General features: G+C 36.2%; 15 protein-coding genes, 1 CRISPR repeat array and 1 other annotated feature. Of the genes, 5 read left to right on the top strand and 10 right to left on the bottom strand.

Going from position 1 to position 15,403, the window contains the following annotated elements; genetic code table 11:
- Positions 1-4: 4 nt before the first annotated feature.
- The 7 genes from ACECE_RS0213985 to ACECE_RS32085 all read right to left on the bottom strand — a co-directional run bounded on the left by ACECE_RS0213985 (position 5) and on the right by ACECE_RS32085 (position 4,552).
- Positions 5-1,171 (bottom strand): aminotransferase class I/II-fold pyridoxal phosphate-dependent enzyme, encoded by a 1,167-nt coding sequence (locus tag ACECE_RS0213985; protein ID WP_010248278.1) that lies wholly within the window; start codon positions 1,169-1,171, stop codon positions 5-7.
- On the bottom strand, positions 1,168-1,647 hold the full coding sequence (locus ACECE_RS0213980; protein ID WP_010248275.1) for an Lrp/AsnC family transcriptional regulator: 480 nt from the start codon (positions 1,645-1,647) through the stop codon (positions 1,168-1,170). The genes ACECE_RS0213985 and ACECE_RS0213980 overlap by 4 nt, the downstream gene beginning before the upstream one ends.
- A 142-nt stretch (positions 1,648-1,789) precedes the next feature.
- Positions 1,790-2,077: a binding site (T-box leader), on the bottom strand.
- A gap of 87 nt (positions 2,078-2,164) precedes the next feature.
- Entirely contained in the window at positions 2,165-2,731 is a 567-nt protein-coding gene (locus tag ACECE_RS0213970) for a membrane protein (RefSeq protein WP_010248272.1), read from the bottom strand.
- 273 nt (positions 2,732-3,004) lie between these two features.
- A complete protein-coding gene (gene trxA / locus ACECE_RS0213965; RefSeq protein ID WP_010248269.1) occupies positions 3,005-3,334 on the bottom strand; it encodes a thioredoxin in 330 nt (109 codons plus the stop codon).
- A 116-nt stretch (positions 3,335-3,450) separates the two neighbouring features.
- Positions 3,451-3,753, bottom strand: a complete 303-nt coding sequence (locus ACECE_RS0213960; RefSeq protein ID WP_051033560.1) for a metal-sensitive transcriptional regulator — start codon at positions 3,751-3,753, stop codon at positions 3,451-3,453.
- 180 nt (positions 3,754-3,933) lie between these two features.
- Positions 3,934-4,335: a putative ABC transporter permease gene (locus tag ACECE_RS0213955; protein WP_026073843.1), complete on the bottom strand. Its 402-nt coding sequence runs from the start codon at positions 4,333-4,335 to the stop codon at positions 3,934-3,936.
- Between the two features lie 82 nt (positions 4,336-4,417).
- Positions 4,418-4,552: a hypothetical protein gene (locus ACECE_RS32085; protein WP_268871017.1), complete on the bottom strand. Its 135-nt coding sequence runs from the start codon at positions 4,550-4,552 to the stop codon at positions 4,418-4,420.
- A 219-nt stretch (positions 4,553-4,771) separates the two neighbouring features.
- On the opposite strand from ACECE_RS32085, the gene ACECE_RS0213945 reads away from it, so the two are divergent.
- Together ACECE_RS0213945 and glgP are read left to right on the top strand one after the other, a co-directional pair.
- Complete coding sequence (locus tag ACECE_RS0213945; RefSeq protein WP_010248261.1) at positions 4,772-5,326, top strand: DUF3267 domain-containing protein; 555 nt, start codon at positions 4,772-4,774, stop codon at positions 5,324-5,326.
- 268 nt (positions 5,327-5,594) lie between these two features.
- Positions 5,595-8,162: an alpha-glucan family phosphorylase gene (glgP, locus tag ACECE_RS0213940; RefSeq protein WP_010248257.1), complete on the top strand. Its 2,568-nt coding sequence runs from the start codon at positions 5,595-5,597 to the stop codon at positions 8,160-8,162.
- Between the two features lie 186 nt (positions 8,163-8,348).
- On the opposite strand, the gene ACECE_RS27565 is transcribed toward glgP, so the two are convergent.
- Positions 8,349-9,383 carry an endonuclease Q family protein gene (locus ACECE_RS27565; protein WP_010248255.1) on the bottom strand — a complete coding sequence of 345 codons (1,035 nt, stop codon included), beginning with the start codon at positions 9,381-9,383 and terminating at the stop codon, positions 8,349-8,351.
- A gap of 431 nt (positions 9,384-9,814) precedes the next feature.
- On the opposite strand from ACECE_RS27565, the gene tnpA reads away from it, so the two are divergent.
- The 3 genes from tnpA (at position 9,815) to tnpC (ending at position 12,268) form a co-directional block, all read left to right on the top strand.
- Positions 9,815-10,135 (top strand): IS66 family insertion sequence element accessory protein TnpA, encoded by a 321-nt coding sequence (gene tnpA / locus ACECE_RS27560; RefSeq protein WP_010243567.1) that lies wholly within the window; start codon positions 9,815-9,817, stop codon positions 10,133-10,135.
- Positions 10,129-10,503, top strand: a complete 375-nt coding sequence (gene tnpB / locus ACECE_RS0213925) for an IS66 family insertion sequence element accessory protein TnpB (RefSeq protein ID WP_010243264.1) — start codon at positions 10,129-10,131, stop codon at positions 10,501-10,503. The genes tnpA and tnpB overlap by 7 nt, the downstream gene beginning before the upstream one ends.
- A gap of 139 nt (positions 10,504-10,642) precedes the next feature.
- Positions 10,643-12,268 carry an IS66 family transposase gene (tnpC, locus tag ACECE_RS0213920; RefSeq protein ID WP_010248253.1) on the top strand — a complete coding sequence of 542 codons (1,626 nt, stop codon included), beginning with the start codon at positions 10,643-10,645 and terminating at the stop codon, positions 12,266-12,268.
- 114 nt (positions 12,269-12,382) lie between these two features.
- Here tnpC and ACECE_RS0213915 read toward each other — a convergent pair whose 3' ends face one another.
- Both ACECE_RS0213915 and ACECE_RS0213900 read right to left on the bottom strand, forming a co-directional pair.
- Entirely contained in the window at positions 12,383-13,558 is a 1,176-nt protein-coding gene (locus ACECE_RS0213915) for an endonuclease Q family protein (protein WP_010248251.1), read from the bottom strand.
- A gap of 610 nt (positions 13,559-14,168) precedes the next feature.
- Positions 14,169-14,417: an ATP-binding protein gene (locus tag ACECE_RS0213900; RefSeq protein WP_083878631.1), complete on the bottom strand. Its 249-nt coding sequence runs from the start codon at positions 14,415-14,417 to the stop codon at positions 14,169-14,171.
- Positions 14,418-14,526: 109 nt separating this feature from the next.
- A CRISPR array of direct repeats spans positions 14,527-15,084; the repeat unit is 30 nt; unit sequence GTTTCAATTCCTTATTTGTTAGGTCACAAC.
- Positions 15,085-15,403 lie beyond the last annotated feature (319 nt).

Genomic DNA, 15,403 nt, shown 5'->3' with positions numbered 1-15,403 from the left:
ATCCTTATCTACTTTTTTCAACAAACCTATTTATTCTTTTTAATGCCTCAACTATATTTTCCATTGAGTTTGAATAGCAAACCCTGACGAATCCTTCCCCACTGTCGCCAAACGCTGAACCTGGTACAACAGCAACCTTTTCTTCCTTTAGCAAGGTCTCACAAAATTCGTTCGAACTCATTCCTGTAGACTTTACGCACGGGAACATGTAAAATGCTCCAAAAGGCTCAAAACAGTCAAGTCCTGCATTTCTAAAACCATCGAGCATTACTCTTCTTCTCCTGTTATACTCACGCCTCATAGCCTGAACATCTTCGTCTCCCTTTCTGAGAGCTTCTATAGCTGCATATTGTGCAGTTGTTGGAGAACACATTATTGCATATTGATGGATCTTATACATGGCAGAAATGAGATCAGGATGTCCACAGGCATATCCAAGTCTCCAACCTGTCATTGCATATGCTTTTGAAAATCCATTTATATAAATAGTTTTTTCCTTCATCTCTGGATAGCTTGCAATCGATACATGTTCGCATTCATAAGTAAGCTCTGAATATATTTCGTCTGAGAGTACAATTATATTTTTGTCTTTTAAAATTTCGACAATCTTATCAAGATCTTTCTTTGTCATCACTGCACCCGTAGGATTATTAGGAAATGGCAATATAAGAACTTTTGTCCTTGAAGTTATTGCCTTTTCAAGAAGTTCAGGAGTCAGCCTGAACTGGTCTTCAGCACGCAAATTGATCAAGACAGGTGTTGCTCCCGTCAAAACCGTACAAGCCTTATAAGCTACAAAGCTAGGCTCTGGAAGTATTACTTCGTCACCCGGACCAACAAGTGATCTCAATGCAAGGTCAATAGCTTCACTTCCTCCAACAGTCGCAATCACTTGAGTTTTAGGATCATACACTAAACCGTATCTTCTCTTCAAGTAGTTGCATATTTCTTCCCGAAGCTCCATAAAGCCAGAATTAGGCGAGTAGTGAGTATGACCTTTTTCAAGTGAATATATACCTGCTTCCCTAACACACCATGGAGTAACAAAGTCAGGCTCTCCTATACTCAAAGATATAGCATCTTTCATTTCATTAACCAGATCAAAGAATTTTCTTATACCGGAGGGCGGCAGATCCCGCACAGTCGGCAATAACATATCCCTCACATTCATAATATCACTGCCTCCCTGTCGTCCTTATAGTCCTCCTCAAAAATAACGCCCTTATCCTTATATTTTTTCAATACGAAATGAGTAGCAGTACTGAGCACTGAATCTAAAGGAGATAATTTTTCTGCAACAAACAGTGCTACTTGCTTCATTGTTTTACCTTCTACAATTACAGTCAGATCAAATCCACCCGACATAAGGTAACATGCTTTTACCTCAGGAAACTTGTAAATGCGCTCCGCAACCTTATCAAACCCCTGGCCTCTTTGAGGTGTAACCTTTACTTCTATCAAAGCTATTACACTTTCTTTAGAGGTCTTTTCCCAGTTGATCATTGAAGTATAACCCAGAATTACATTGTCTTCCTCATATTTTTTGATTGCAGCTCTAACTTCTTCAACACTTTTATTTAGCATTACCGCTATTTGCTCATCAGTCGCTTTACTGTTCTTCTCTAATATCTCCAAAATCTCTTCCATAATAAATACCCTCCTCGATTAACTTTAATATTATAAATACTATGTATCTACTAAATTATGCCCAACTTGCCATATTTGTATTTCTAAACAAATTTAGATCATCTGCACTTTCTGAGGCATTAAAAAAACTCCCCCACCCCTTGAAAGGGACGAAGAAGTAATCCGCGTTACCACCCTAATTAACACCATAATGGTGTTCTCTCCATTCAATATCAAATTATGCATTAAACTTAACAAATGCAATTTTAATACTGACCCTTTATAACGTAAGGAAACGTCATCCTCTATTATTAGACCTTGTATAAGTGGTCATCATTTCTCAAGGTGAAACTAAAGGGCTGCCTTCCATATAATCATTTGCCGATCTTTCACCTGACACCGGCTCTCTTTGAAAATTCAAATATGTACTCTTCCCTGTCATCGTCTTTTAAATATTAAATTATTAGAAATAATTATACTAAATAAAATATTTTTTTACAATATATTATTTTTGAACTTTCTACATTTGTTTTTTGCTCTATTTCTCTTCTGAAGTAGAAGCTGCTTTGTTAGCAAACTCTTCCATTATTTCATCAAGGATATCTGCAGAGTTGTCATTAGTTTCTGCCTTTTCAGACTTTGTCTCAGTATCAAAAGAACTATATGTCTCTCCTGCAGACTCAAACACCTTATTGAGTTCTTCCTCATATTTCTTCAAAACCCTAGAAACATCCTGTTTTAATGTCTTGATTTCCTGTTTTATATCTACAAGCTTTTCCTTTTCCTTTTCTGTCAAATCGGAAAGCTTCTTTCTCTCCTCAATTGATTGATTCCTTGCTTCCTCTAATATTGTCTCAGCTTTTTCCTGAGCTTTGATCAGAACCTCAGCAATTTTAGCTCTGTCTTCACCTACTTGATCAGTCTTCCTGGCTATATCCTCATATTTGATTCTTAACTCTCTGCATTGATTTTTCAACCCTGCTATTTCATTTTCTTTCTCTTTGAGTTTATCATCAAATTCCCTCAATATCTTTTCAATATAAGAATTAACGTCTGATTGCTTAAAACCAAAAAGCGATGTACCAAATCTTTTTTCTCCTGCCATTTTTGGTTCCTCCTATTTATCCCAAAACATTATTAATATTTATAATTGTACAAATATATTATTCAATACCATTTTTCAAAATCCTCCTTTTTTATAAAAAAATATATTAATATTTTCAACAAAAAATAAAAACTCCGGGACATCGCGTCCCTGTATTTTTGACTCTTTCACTTCCTTAGAAAGAAGCCTAATAAAAAAACCACACAATTGTTTTGTGCGGCTTATCTACAGTTCATTTTTTATTGTTTCAGTGAACTAACTGCTTTGATTAAACTATATGTGCTTATCAATAAGTGATGATAATTCAGATTTTGATCTGGCACCAACAACTTTTTCCACTACATCCCCATTCTTGAATATCATAATTGTTGGTATACTCATAACTCTAAATTTAGCAGCAAGTTCATTCTCGTCCTGCACATTTAACTTTGAAATCTTTGCCTTCCCATTATATTCACTTGCGAGCTCATCCACTATTGGACCTACTGCTCTGCAAGGTCCACACCATGGAGCCCAAAAGTCAACTAAAACCGCCTTTTCTGATTTCAATACTTCCTGTTCAAAATTATCCTTCGTAATGACAGTAACATTTTCACTTGCCATAAGTTTTCCTCCTAAATAAGTATTATTTTCAAAGCTATTTATACGAAACCAAGTCATAAAAAGACTAATAATTAAAAGGTTATTATATTTTTACCCAAATTTGAATAAGGGAAACACTAATCTACAAACTTTAAAAATTTTTGTATTGTATCTACAAGTTCGTCAAGGACCTCTTCCTTGCTTTCACCATCTAACGCATTCTTTAGGCAAGTCTTTGAATGCCTTTGAAGTATTATCCCGCCAACCTTATTTGTAGCCGCTCTCACAGCTGCAACCTGAGTAAGGATATCTACACATTGCTTATCCTCTTCGATCATTTTATGTATGCCCTTTATTTGACCTTCAATCCTTCGAAGTCTCTTAAGAATATCTTCTTTAGACTCACAACACTCATTATCTGCTAAATTGTTTCCCACCATCATTCCTCCTATACTCTGTATGGGTATAAAACAATTATAACTGCTTTCCATATAAACTACAATAGCCTTGTAAAAGATTAGCTATGGCTTCATCACCCAACCATAGCTAATTTTACTTAAGATTAGCTGAAGTTATGTTTTCAGCATTCCTTAACCCTATACACCATTACAAAGTATCTATCATACAATTTTTATAGAATCTAGTGCTTTATGCATACGTTCAAATAATAACCCGGCTGCAAACCATGCAGGCGCAAAATCTATTCTTACAAGGTGGTCAATAGCGAACGGTCCAGAGTAATACCAAGGATAAACACCTAATATATTATATAGAATTATTCCGCTTGTGTACTCTATACCCCATATAATTACTACCCATAATAGCCCTCGAACCTGCCACCTCCATCTACTCAACACATCATGTATGGGTTCTAAGAACACAGCGCAGCCATATATTAACAGCATCCAAAGGTTTGTATATCCTTGCAATGTCAGGTCGCCTGTTATTAACGAATGCATCCCAGTCCAAACTATTTCCATGCTCCATCCGGCAAATCCATAAATAAAAAATCTTTTAATCATAGCTATATTTTTTTCAAAATACATAATTTTAGTATAGAAATAATTTGATAAAATAGAAATTGGTTGTAAACAAATCCATATTTTATTTGACTTTTCCTTCACCTGACTGCTTCTTTATTTCATTTTCACTCTTTTTATAAAACTCCTCTATATACTCCTTATTCTTAGGAAGATTATCATCCCAAGGTTCTTTCTTCTTTTTGTTATCCTTCATCATATTCACCTCCTATTACTTTTCCTTTAATATCAATACTTTGTGTCTAAAGGCACTCTTAAGCCAATTCATCCTTTAGTATATCCAAATTTAAAAAAGTAAAAGATAAATCACACTTAAAAAAATAACTCAAAGAAAATTTTCTTATGTTAAATGTATAAGTTTCAAGTTAATTGCCAACTATAGGTACTGTATTTTATAGATATAAGGAACGATGTGATTATGACTAAAGTAGCAGAATTTAGACTAAACAAAAAAAACTCTTTTATATTTAATATGCTCTCCCTCATAATTTTTATTATAGGGTTTGCTATTGCAGATATTATCCCAACTGAATCCAGCGGGTTAATGAAAATTGAATACTTAACGGAAAATAATAATATCTTCTTTGTGTTTCTAGTCCCCTTTGCCGTTGTATTAGCCCATGAACTAATGCATGCTGCTGCATATAAAATATTTGGCGCAAAATTAAAATTTGGGTACAAACATTTTAGTATATATCTTACCGATATATCAGGAACTCTATTTACATTGCAGCAAATGACAATAATTATGTTATTTCCCCTAGTTAGCCTTACAGCGATCACAATAATTGTTGCCAATATATTACAGCAGAGATTGTTTTTATTTTTATTAGCCATACTAATTAATGTTGCCGGATCTATTGGTGATATTCTGCTGCTAACCTATATACTATTTAAAGGAAGGGCTTGCAGAGTAAAAGATGAAAAAAATGGATTTAGCCTCTATAAGGCAAATACACAAAGTTCATCATAATATAAAACAAGAAAATAATAATAATTTAATTTTTTTTTAAAAAACCTCTACCAAAAGAGTAAAATTTGTGATATTATTTTTGGTAAGAATCTAGGTAATCTTATCCAAAATTAATTAAAGTCTATATGTTTCACATACTTTTTTTGTAGTTCATGTTCATGTAATAAAATTATTGCTATTTTTTCAGTAAGAACGTAATAAAATATTTATGTTATTTATTATTGAAATTCGGATAATAATATAGCATATAATCAAATGGAGGGATCCTATGTATCTATTTGGAAAAATAACCGTAACAGCAGTAATACCAGAGGAATTATCTAAATTAAGGGACATTGCGTATAATCTATGGTGGTCTTGGAATTCTGATGCAATCGACTTATATAGAGAAATTGACCTTGCCCTTTGGGAAAAACTGGACAAAAACCCTGTCAGGTTTTTGAAGGAAGTAAGCCAGAAAAAACTAGAAGACAAAGTTCATGACAAGGATTACATGGAAAGGTATCAAAACGTTGTTAAGAGCTATAATTCATATATGGATGACACTAATACATGGTTCAATAGAACTTACCCGGATAAAAAAGATCATATGGTAGCATATTTTTCCGCTGAGTATGGCCTTAATGAAGTTTTGCCAGTATACTCCGGAGGTCTTGGTGTGTTATCCGGAGATCACTGTAAATCAGCCAGCGATCTTGGTATACCATTTACTGCCATTGGCTTATTCTATAAGCAGGGTTACTTCAGCCAGCATATAAACAGCGAGGGATGGCAAGAAACCATATTTAATGATTTGAATATTTCTAACCTTCCGGTAAAACCAGCTTTGAATCAAAAAGGCGAGCAAGTTCAAATTAGTGTCGAATTGCCAGGAAGAGTCGTCTACGCCAAAATATGGCAGGTTAAAATCGGACGTGTGAATCTGTACTTAATTGATACTGACGTTGAACAAAACAGCCCACAAGATAGAGTTCTCACAGCGAGGCTGTACGGCGGCGATCAGGAAACAAGAATACAGCAGGAAATCTTCCTTGGAATTGGAGGCGCAAGAGTACTCGATGCACTGAATATTAAAGCAACAGTTTTCCATATGAACGAAGGCCACTCTTCATTTTTAGGCTTGGAACTTATAAGAAGGCTCGTTCAGGATAAAAAACTGCCCTTTAACCATGCAAAGGAAGTAGTGTCCTCATCTCTCATTTTTACGACGCATACGCCTGTTCCTGCGGGAAATGACGTATTCCCTCTTGAGATGATAGACAGATATTTTGGTAACTATTGGCCTTCTCTTGGAATAAGCAGACATGAATTTTTAGACCTCGGTCTAAAAATCGGTGACCACCAGAACTTCAATATGACTGTTTTAGCATTAACACTTGCAGGTCAGAAAAATGGAGTTAGTGAGCTTCACGGAGCAGTATCAAGGAACATCTTTAAAAATGTTTGGCCTGGAATACCTGAAGATGAAGTGCCTATCGGACACATTACAAACGGTATCCATACTCTTACGTGGTTATCCCCAAGTATCAAATTCCTATATGACAAATATATGGATAAAGACTGGAAGGATAATCTTTATGACAGAAAAGTTTGGGATAGCGTTGATAAAATCCCGGATGAAGAGCTATGGAAAACCCATTGTGTTTTAAAAACAAAAATGATAGGGTTTATAAGGGAAAAATTAAAACAGCAAAGAGCCGCCAATGGTGAATCTATTGAAAGCATCAGGCAGGTAGATAGCTTACTTGATTCTAATGCTTTAACTATAGGTTTTGCACGAAGGTTTGCAACTTATAAAAGGGCCAATCTCATATTCAGAGATTTGGCACGTATTCAAAGGATACTTAATGATCCAAACAAACCAATGCAGATTATTTTTGCGGGTAAGGCACACCCTGCAGATGGTCCTGCACACGAAATAATCAAGCATATTAACGACATCGCAAGGCAGCAAGGGTTTGTAGGAAAAGTTATACTCGTTGAGAACTATAATATGACTCTTGCAAGAAACATGGTGCAGGGAGTTGATATCTGGCTCAACAATCCGAGAAGACCTCTTGAAGCAAGTGGAACAAGCGGCCAGAAAGTTTGTATAAACGGTATTATCAACTTCAGCGTTTTAGATGGCTGGTGGTGTGAAGGATATAATGGCAAGAATGGTTGGTCCATAGGTGACGACACCTTCTATGATAACGAACATTATCAGGATAACGCTGACAGTGAATCTATTTATAACACTCTTGAAAAACATATTCTGCCTCTGTTCTATGACAGAAATGAAAATGGAGTTCCTGAAAAATGGGTTGCTGTTATGAAAGAATCAATAAAGACAAACAGCAGTTTATTCAGCACACACAGAATGGTTCAGGATTACACCACGAAGTATTATGTCACTTCGATGGATAGGGTTAACAAAATTGTATCCAGTAAATACAAGTCTTCTGTTGATCTATCGGATTGGAAATCACAGGTTGAGAAGTTCTGGCCCCAGATTCAGATACTGGCTGATAAGTCATCCCAGCAACTTAGGGAAAAGAACTTTATATCAGGTGAAAATATCAAGATCAATGCCTCTGTTTATCTGGGCACTCTAGATCCTTCAAGTGTCAAAGTTCAGGTATATTATGGAGGTATAGGTAAGAATAACAGTATTGAAAACCCTGAAATTGTCGATATGAGCCTTGAGGAAAAGAATAGCGACGGTACTTACAGTTACGCTGCAAGTGTTAAACTGTTTGAAGGTGGAGAATATGGTTATACCTTTAGGGTAATACCATATCATCCGGATCTGCTTAACCCGTTTGATATGGGGTTAGTCAGATGGATTGTTCAATAGGCAATAAAATTTTTAGCAGCATTTAACTCTAATCAATTTTATAATATTGCTGCTTATATTTCTTAAATAAAACAGCTGTCATCATTAGGCAGCTGTTTTCATTTTAAGAATTATTGAAATCAATCATGGCTAAACAACCCTGAATTTTTGATTTAAAAAGCAAAACTTAAAGTTTCTGTTACTTTCTCATTTCTCAATTTTCCCATAAACTCCCCCTCCACCAACCTCTATATTCAATTTCCCTTCCCTTGAACGGATTATGTTAGTCGCAACCTCTTCTTTAACAACATGAGCCAACTCTTCAAAAGTAGCCTCATGTATAATCTTCATTTCACTCCCGAAATGCTTTATCAGCTTGTCTATAGTTTTGGGTCCAACCCCCGGCAGGAAGTCTAATGGTATCTGATAGTTATACGGCGCTCTTAATCCCATCTCCGGTTCGCTTCTATCCCTAATAATATCTAATCTGTCCTTTACTCCTACTACAACGCTATGTCTTTCAGAAACCGGGCATTTTAATACTGGCGGCTCACCCCCAATAACACGGTCACAGACCAGGCAATAAGTTCTATGATATTTTCCCAGTTTGGGATCGAGTCCGTAGTTTGCTTTTACTCCTCTACCATCAATACCTTTTAGTGCTTTCAACACCTCACTAAAGTTCGGAGCTTCCATGCTGAAAATATTATACTCCCTGCCCATCTTAATAAGGGAATGTGCATCTGAATTGCTGATGAATGACTTTCCATCAAGCTCGCTAAGCTGGCTGGCCATCATTGAATCTGCACTAAGCCCTAACTCAATTGAAGGAATCTTTTCAAAACAATCCGGTTTGAAAATTTCAAGCAAGCTGTCGCAACAGTTCCCATAAAAACCCTTATGCGGAGTAAACGCATGAGCAGGTATAAAAGTGCCACCATGATCTTCTACAATGTCAAACAATTCCTGTCCTGTAAGCCTGCTCATGGAAGAACATAAATGTATATTTTTTATATGCTTGCACATATCCCGAGAAAAATCTTTTATTGCCTTCAATGTTGGAAAGAAACATAGAGAATGTGCGCTGCATCCTTTTTCTTCATGAGTTTCTATCTCAGCCCCAAGCAACAAGGTCTGTCCCTCCCTGTATTCCATTCCACCTTCTTTCATTTCACGAAGTTCACCTTTTCCAATCAGATTGTCTATATCCTCAAGAACATAAGGTGATATAGCATCAACCACCCCGATTATCTCTATACCTTTCCACCCGCTAACCTCCGTTAGTCTTATGTGTAATATTGTCTAAAGTATTGTTTTTACTGAATTAAAATAAGTATTCTACGCTTACCTAGTTTTACACACGCTTTTGAAGAAGTAAACATCAACTTTTGAATATGGTTGTAAAAAAATGTATAAAATGTTGACATTTTTTACACACTACTTTTGTATTCTTTTAAGCGAATTTAGTAAATTGTAATGTATTGGAATTAAATAGCATATTTATCATAGATGCATATCTAATCTTACCTATATAGAATACTGAAATACTATCATACATATTTCTAAAAGCTTGCACTTTTAGTAAGTGCTTCAAAACATACCGTAGTGTAATTAACAACTACTTCTGTTATGCTTTCTGATATAAAACTCATGAAGTCAGGAGGCATTTTAAAATGGCACAAAGAAAATCCGAGACAATATGGAAGCAGACAATTTTAGATTGTAAAGCCAGTGGCTTATCTGCTAGGCAATGGTGTGAAAAAAATAATATAAAATTGTCAACCTACAAATATTGGCTTACAAGACTCAATAAGCAAAAGAACTCAGCAACAGATATATGCTGGGCAGAAATGAAAATTCCAGAAGAAGTGATAAGGCATCCGGGTTCTGCTTCCATCACAATACGGTATGACAATTTTGTATTGGATATACACGAAAAGACTGATCTTCAGTTGCTAGCAACAGTGTTAAAAGCACTGCGTTCAATATGTTAGGCGGATTTACCCAGGGAGCTGAACATATCTACATAGCCTGTAATTCCACAGATTTTCGGAAGCAGATTGATGGATTGGTGGCGATTGTGAATCTACAGTTTAAACTCGATCCATTTTCAGACAGCTGCGCTTTCATCTTCTGCAATAAAAGAAAAACAGCTATTAAAGTTTTGAGATATGATAAAAATGGGTTTATCCTTGCCAGCAAGAAGCTTTTGGAAGGAATGAAGTTTCAATGGCCCAAGAGCCCGTCGGAAGTAAAAGAGATTACATTACAGCAGATGGAATGGCTCTTTCAGGGACTTAATATAGAACAGAAAAAGGCACATTATTCTGTTGAAATGAGTGCCGAAAAAACCTGTTATTAGGGTTGGTGAATATGCCGAAAAAACGGCTAAAAACCCGCATAAAATCAGCATTTTTTTGCCCATTAATATCTCCTAAAATATAGAAAAAGGCATTAAAAAGTGGTATACTTAAACCAGATAAAAAAGGACGTGTATACCATTGACAGAACATGAAGAACTGGAAATGCTTCGGGCTTTAGTTGAAAAACAAAAGCAGGAACTTGAAGCAAAAGATAAGATCATTCAAAAACAAAATATCCAGCTTGAGAACATGATTCAGGCTCTCCTGCACGCTCGCAAGAAACTATTTGGTAGCCCTTCTGAGATTACCAGACAGACAGGCGAACAAATAAATCTGTTTGAAACAACGCAGGAACTGGCAGCGGAATTATTTAAGGAACAGAAAAAAATAACCGTTCCAAGCCACCAAAGAACTGCCAGACAGCCTGGTGTCAGAGTTGAAATGCTTGTAAATATTCCGAAAGAGGTGGAGGAATATATCATTCCTCCGGAAGAAAACTGTTCCGAGTGCGGAGCAGAACTGAAAGTCATTGGTAAAAAGCTTGTACGCACAGAAGTGGAATTTATTCCGTCAAAACTGAAAGTAGTACAGGTTCTCCAGGAAGTTGCTAAGTGTACCAACTGTGGAAATGAAGGTAGCGAAAATCCCAAAGACCATTTCCAGAAAGCTGCGGTTCCAACTTCAGTTCTGCCACACTCCATAGCAACTGCATCCCTTGTGGCACAAGTCATGTATCAGAAGTTTGCAATGGGGATTCCTTTCAACCGTCAAGAGAACGATTGGTACCGTATAGGTATGGTGCTACCAAGATCTAATATGGCAAACTGGACGATTCGGTGTAGTGAAGAATGGCTGGCTCCGATTTACAACCGGATTCATGAGGAGCTTTTAAAATGCGAAGTCCTTCACATGGATGAAACAAGAATCCAGTGTAATAAGGAAGAAGGCAAACAAGCTAGCAGTGATTCTTTCATGTGGGTCATGCGAAGTGCAGCTTGTGAAGAGATCAAGGCAGCTTTCTTCCACTATTCCAGAAGCCGAAGCGGTGATGTTGCAAAGCAACTATTACAAGGGTTTCATGGATATCTAACCACGGATGCGTATAGTGCTTATGAGAAAGCGGAGAACATTAAAAGAAATCTTTGTTGGGCTCATTGTCGACGCTATTTCATAGAAAGTATTCCGCTGGACAATAAAGGAAAAGAGATCTCGGGTTCCAAAGGAGCTGAAGGAAGGGAATTCATCAATCTTCTCTTCAAACTGGAAGATGAGATAAAGGAACTGTCATATGACGAAAAGAAAGAGAAGCGTCAGGAGGCGTCACGTGCCATTCTTGATGCCTTTTGGTCATGGGTTGAAGAGACCTCTGCAATTTCTACTACAAATGAGAACCTGACAAAAGCTCTAAATTATGCTAAGAATCAAAAAAAGTATCTTGAAACATTTCTAGAAGACGGAAGGCTTCCCATCTCCAACAATCTTTGCGAGGCAAATATCAAACCATATGCCGTAGCAAGAAGAGCCTGGCTTTTTGCTGACACTCCAAAGGGAGCAACTGCTAATGCGATCCTTTATACATTGGTGGAATCTGCTAAAGCAAATATTTTGGATGTGTATGAGTATCTAAAATATATCCTTGAAGCAATGCCTAATACAGATTTTAAAAACCACCCAGAACTTCTGGACAAGTACCTGCCTTGGTCAAAGGATTTACCGGAAGAATGCAGGCTGAATCATAAACATAAAAAGTGCTTCAAAAAATGACACCATTAGCTTATCGCAATGATCGTGATATAGCTAGACGTCATCTTTTGAAGCACTTACGCACTTTTATGTTTGTAAAGTTCTTAATCCATTATAGATCGATTGATTTAGTTATCAACGTTCTATCCTTCCGTAAATTCCTCCGCCCCCAACTTCAATACCAAGTTTACCCTCTCTTCCAAGTACAATATTTTTTGCTATCTCATCATTCACTACTTTTGAAAGATCATCATAACTTGCATCGTGAAGCACTTTCATTTCACTTCCGAAATGGTTCACTAGCTTGTCAATAGTCTTTGGTCCGACCTTAGGTATAAACTCTAATGGTATCTGATAGTTATACATCGCTCTACCATCCATTTTAGGATTATAACGATCCTTTATCATTTCGAGTCGGTCTTTCACTCCTATTACTACTTGATGCTTATCTGAAATAGGACATTTAATCACAGGAGGCTTACCCTCAATAACTACATCACAAGTTTGACAGTATGACCTATGATATTTCCCCAGCTTAGGGTCTAGTCCGTAATTTGCTTTTACTCTTCTTCCGTTTTTACTCCTTAAAGCTTTAATAAGCTCCTCAAATGTTGAGTTTTCCATTTCAAATATATTATATTCCCTTCCAATCTTCGACAAGGAGTGGGCATCAGAATTACTTATAAATGATTTTCCATCTAATTCACTTAGCTGGCTTGCCATCATAGAATCTGCACTAATCCCAAGTTCTATAGCCGGCATTTTTTCGAAAGATTGAGCATTGAATATATCATGCAACGAATCACAACAGTTGCCATAGAAGCCCTTATGTGGTGTAAAAGCATGTGCCGGGATATATATACCTTCTAGTTGGTCTACAATGTTGAATAGATCCTGTCCAGTTAACCTACTCATTAAACTAGAAACCCTTAAATTTTTTACATGCTCGCTCATCTCATTTGAAAATTCCTTTATTTGCTTTAATGTCGAAAAAAAACATAAAGAGTGTGCGCTACAACCATGTTTCTCATGCGTTTCAATCTCAGCGCCTAGTATAATGGTCTGTTTTCCTCTGTACGCCATGCCCCCCTCATCCTTTTCAACTAGTTCAGCTCTATAAATCAAGTCATCAATATCCTCTAAAACGTAGGGATTTATGCAGTCAACGACTCCTATAATGTCTATACCCTTTCTATATGATTCATATACAATATTCTCAAAAGTTAAATTATTTGCTGTAGCCTTTTTTATTTCTTTACCTTTTGAAGATCGTCCAATATGGGCATGTAGATCAACGTAGTATGTGTTCATCTATGAACCACCTTTATAAATACTTTTTATATACATTTTATTATAACTAATTATTTAAACTATATAACCCTACTATTGTTTTTCTTATGATCATGATATGAATTTTCTGGATTCATCGGAGTATTAGCTATTGCTATGAAGGAACACACGCTAGCGTGGGTCGTGACCATTAAGATAACGATAAAGTATGGCAGTGAACCGATAGTTGAAAAATTTGAACATATCGAAAGTTGTCCATTACCACCAAATTACCAGAATTATGTGAAATGAAAAGATAGCCTTCCCAATAAATATTTGTTTTCATCGTTTGATGGGATGAAATGAAATGCAAAAGGTAAAGTCGTGGGAGAAAATCAGGTCTAATATGATGGAAAACGCTGTTGCTGATGGTAGGATGGAATATGCTTATTGAGTTTTCTACTATATAAAGAGTTTAATTGTTCTCCATATTTAGCCATAAAAAGTCTTTATCCAGATAAAGATTGGACAAAACTGAGAAGTAAATTTAAAAAGGTAGTAACTGATATTGGCATGGCCGCAAGTTATAATGTTTCTCAATCTATGCCGCCCTGGATGCCCTCCACCAAATCGAGTCATATTTGAATCGCATTTAGCAATAATATTTTTGATAAGACGCTATCAAAAAAACAATGATAACCGAAGATGTCAGAAAAGACCAGTTATTATTGAGCCATGATTCCCGATGAGCAAGCCTGTAACTGTCACCGTCCATAGCAAATATCTCACATTTGTGCACCAACCTGTCTAACATTGTAGTTATCACTGGATCACCCATAAATTCTCCCCATTCAGAGACAACCTTATTTGATGTCAAGATGATTGATGTTTGCTGGTATATTGGTTTACCACCCCAAACAGCATATTGGCTTCACTTCTACACGCCCGCAGGGAGCGCAACTTTTTTATATACAGTTAGGTCACAACAGGCAGCAAAAAGAAAGCAAAATGTTTCAATTCCTTATTTGTTAGGTCACAACTATAGGAGGCGCCGCTTATGGCTTTAATTCTTGGTGTATAGTTTCAATTCCTTATTTGTTAGGTCACAACGGGGTTATAGGCTCGTATGGTAATGGTGGCACTATGTTTCAATTCCTTATTTGTTAGGTCACAACCGTAATAAGCGCAATAAAAGCCTTTCAACTTGCGAAGTTTCAATTCCTTATTTGTTAGGTCACAACAATAATTACCTTATGACAAATAACCCAGAATACGTGTTTCAATTCCTTATTTGTTAGGTCACAACCGGGGAGAAGCAGAAGATGTATTATCAAGAATGGAGTTTCAATTCCTTATTTGTTAGGTCACAACACTACTAACTATTCGTTATATCTGGAATAAGATTCAGTTTCAATTCCTTATTTGTTAGGTCACAACTTTAGATTATAGTAACCATAAAATGTATTTTCCGTGGTTTCAATTCCTTATTTGTTAGGTCACAACTGTCAAAATCATCTGTAAATGTGAACACTTTGGATGTTTCAATTCCTTATTTGTTAGGTCACAACCAATATCAAAACTACATTTCAAAAGTCAATATTATCTGGAAGTCTTTTTTCTAGACATTTCAAGACTTTTTTCCAACCAATGTCATCCTATTCCAATTTTACTATAAGAAACTGTACAATATTCTATTTTCAAGGTCCATAGCCATATATACTAAAATTAAGGTTGGAAATTTACCAGACTATACTTATATTATTCTATGTCTTGTACTCATATTTTCCAAGCCCCATAGAGTATCCCTTAACTATATATAGTATACTTCGAATATCTATATACGTCAAAAAATCCTTAAATACTACTTCGCCCATAATTCCGCACCTT

This window comes from Acetivibrio cellulolyticus CD2, from assembly GCF_000179595.2.
Taxonomy (GTDB): domain Bacteria; phylum Bacillota; class Clostridia; order Acetivibrionales; family Acetivibrionaceae; genus Acetivibrio; species Acetivibrio cellulolyticus.
Note: the sequence above shows the minus strand (reverse complement) of the source record. Positions and strands in the feature narration are given on the sequence as shown.